Origin of the sequence: Streptomyces sp. SM1 (assembly GCF_002910825.1) — a bacterium.
GTDB lineage: Bacteria > Actinomycetota > Actinomycetes > Streptomycetales > Streptomycetaceae > Streptomyces > Streptomyces okerensis.
In genome coordinates this window covers 7,274-10,212 of sequence record NZ_NEUB01000958.1, presented here as the reverse complement: position 1 = coordinate 10,212, position 2,939 = coordinate 7,274, and the positions used below count along the sequence as shown (strand labels likewise).

General features: G+C 74.4%; 4 protein-coding genes. All 4 read left to right on the top strand.

Going from position 1 to position 2,939, the window contains the following annotated elements:
- Positions 1–39 precede the first annotated feature (39 nt).
- Positions 40–648 (top strand): DUF5947 family protein, encoded by a 609-nt coding sequence (locus B9S61_RS33480; protein WP_103545534.1) that lies wholly within the window; start codon positions 40–42, stop codon positions 646–648.
- Positions 645–1,283, top strand: coding sequence for a DUF6084 family protein (locus B9S61_RS33475; protein ID WP_103545533.1), 639 nt, complete (start codon positions 645–647; stop codon positions 1,281–1,283). Before B9S61_RS33480 ends, B9S61_RS33475 begins: the two co-directional genes overlap by 4 nt.
- The gene (locus B9S61_RS33470) at positions 1,280–2,695 is read left to right on the top strand and encodes a hypothetical protein (protein WP_103545532.1); all 1,416 of its coding nucleotides are present in this window, start codon (positions 1,280–1,282) and stop codon (positions 2,693–2,695) included. The genes B9S61_RS33475 and B9S61_RS33470 overlap by 4 nt, the downstream gene beginning before the upstream one ends.
- Positions 2,692–2,939: hydrogenase maturation protease (locus B9S61_RS42890; protein ID WP_258039996.1), on the top strand; the 248-nt coding region annotated here is incomplete at its 3' end. The genes B9S61_RS33470 and B9S61_RS42890, both read left to right, overlap by 4 nt.

Here is a 2,939-nt window from a genome sequence, read left to right as displayed (position 1 = left end):
GCCTCCCCGCCCGGAGCGGACACCCGGCCGCGCCGGGGCCTGTTCCGGTTCACCGGGCCCCGCCCGCCCCGCGAGGAACGCTGCGAGCTGTGCTCCGCCGCACTCGCGGACCCGGGTCACCGGCATCTCGTCGACACCGAGAACCGGGCCCTGGTCTGCGCCTGCGGCCCCTGCGCCCAGCTGCTGGACCGGCCCGGCGCGTCCGGGGGACGGTTCCGCACCGTACCCGGCCGGTATCTGGACGACCCCGGCGACGGTCTGGACGACGGGGCCTGGGACCGGCTGAGCATCCCGGTGGGCATGGCCTTCTACTTCCACAACTCCGCGCTCGACCGGCCGGTCGCGCTCTATCCGAGCCCCGCCGGGGCCACCGAGAGCGAACTGGATCCCGAGACCTGGCAGTTCCTCACGGAGGCGACGCCGCTGGCCGGGCTCCTCGAACCCGACGTGGAGGCGCTGCTGCTCCGCCGGCACGAGGGCCGGGTGGAGTGCCGTCTGGTGCCGGTCGACATCTGCTACGAACTGGTGGGCCGGATGCGACTGCGGTGGCAGGGCTTCGACGGGGGCGCCGAGGCGCGGGCCGATCTGGAGGAGTTCTTCGCCCATGTGCGCGCGCGGGCCCGGGTCCCCCGGGGGAGCGCCTCGTGACCGATTTCGGCTTCCTCTGTACGGGGGTGCGCACCGACCCGTACGCCGCGGGTCCGGCGCTGGTGTTCCGGCTGCGGATCACCGCCTCTCCCGGCACCCCGGTGCACGCCCTGGCGCTGCGCTGCCAGTTCCGGATCGAGCCCGCCCGCCGGAGCTACGACGACACCGAGGCCGCCGCCCTGACCGATCTGTTCGGCGAACGGTCCCGCTGGGGCAGCAGCCTCAACCCGCTGGAGTTCGCCCAGGTCCCGGTGATGGTGAAGGGGTTCACCGGCGAGACGGAGACCGATGTGGTCGTGCCCTGCACGTACGACATGGACATCGCCTCCTCCCGCTACTTCCACGCCCTCGCGGACGGCGAGGTGCCGCTGCGCCTGCTGTTCTCCGGCACCGCCTTCACCGGGACCGGCGGCTTCCGGGTCGAGCCGGTCCCCTGGGACCGGGAGACCGTGTTCCGGATGCCGGTGAAGGCCTGGCGGGAGATGGTCGACCAGCACTTCCCGGGCTCGGCCTGGGTCAGGCTGCCCAGGGACACCATGGACGCGCTGCTCGCCTACCGGTCGCGGCGGGCCCTGCCCTCCTGGCAGGCGGCCGTCGAGGGACTCCTGGACGCGGCGGGTGAGAGGACATCATGACCACGACGACGTTCACCTCCGCGGCCGAGGCGCGGCTGGCGGTGGCGCGCCAGGTCGCCGACGCCGTGCTGTTCGAGGGCTACGTGCTCTACCCGTACCGGGCGTCGGCCGCCAAGAACCGGCTGCGCTGGCAGTTCGGGGTGCTGGTGCCCCCGTCCTGGACGGCGACGGCGGCGGAGCACGAGTTCCAGCACACCGAGGTGCTCATGGAGCCCCGCCGGGGCGCCACCCTCTCGGTGGAGGTGCGTTTCCTGCACGCCCAGCGGCGCACCGTCCACCGCGTCCTGCCGGACGGCGGTTTCCGGACCGTCGGCGAACTGCGCCTGGAGGACCGGGTGGTGGTCCCGTGGGACGAGGGCCGGGAGGAACGGGTCCGGGTCACCGTTCCCGTCGGGGAACTGGCGGGCGCGGGCACGGTGGTCCCCTTCGGCCGGCCGGCGGGCGAGGAGACCGAGCCGGTCACCGACGCCTCCGGGACGGTCGTGGGACGCATGGTGCGGCGCCGCGAGGCGGTCGCCGGCGCCCTGCGCCTGTCGGCGGTCCCGCTGGACGGCCCGTACGCGGCCCAGCGGCTGAGCGTGGTCGTGGAGAACACCGGCGAGTGGCTGCCCGAGGAGGGGGCCGGACGTGACGCGGCGCTGTCCCGCTCCCTGGTCGCCACCCACACGCTGCTGCACCTGGACGCCGGGCACTTCCTGTCGCTGACGGATCCCCCGGAGTGGGCCCGGGGCGCTGCCGCGGCCTGCCGCAATCTGCACACCTGGCCCGTCCGGGCCGGTGAGCCCGGATCCCGCGACCTGGTGCTCTCCTCCCCGATCATCCTGGACGACCACCCGGCCATCGCCCCGGAGAGCCCGGGCGCGCTGTACGACGCCACGGAGATCGACGAGATCCTCGCCCTGCGCACCGCGGCCCTCACCGACGAGGAGAAGCGGGAGGCCAGGGGGACGGACGACCGGGCGGCGGCGGTGATCGACCTCACCGAGTCGATGCCGGCGGAGGTGCTGGAGCGGCTGCACGGCGCGGTGCGCGGCCTGCGCGAGGTCACCGCTCCCACCCCGCGCACACCGGTGTTCGCCGACGCGGACGGCGGTATCGCCCGGCCGGACGTCCCCTGGTGGGATCCGGGCGCGGACGCCTCGGTGGACCCGGCCCACGACCATGTGCTGGTCGACGGGCAGCGGGTGCGGGCGGGCAGCCGCGTCGTCCTGCGGCCCCGGCTGCGGCACACCGACGCCCAGGACCTGTTCCTCGCCGGGCGGCGCGCCCTGGTCGAGGCGGTCCTGCACGATGTCGACGGGGGCGTGCACATCGCGGTCACCGTCGACGACGATCCGGGGGCGGACATCCGCCGCGAGCAGGGACGGTATCTGTACTTCCAGCCCGACGAGATCGACGTGGAGACACCGTGACCGGCGCCGGAGTCCGCCCGCGCACCCTGGTCGCCGGGGTGGGCAACATCTTCCTCGGCGACGACGGATTCGGTGTCGAGGCCGCCCGGCTGCTGGCCGGGGGGCCGCTGCCGGAGGGGGTCGAGGTCGCCGACATCGGCATCCGTGGTGTCCATCTGGCCTACCGGCTGCTCGACGGCTACGACACCCTGGTCGTCCTCGACGCGACGTCGCGGGGCGGGGAGCCGGGGACCCTGTACGTGAT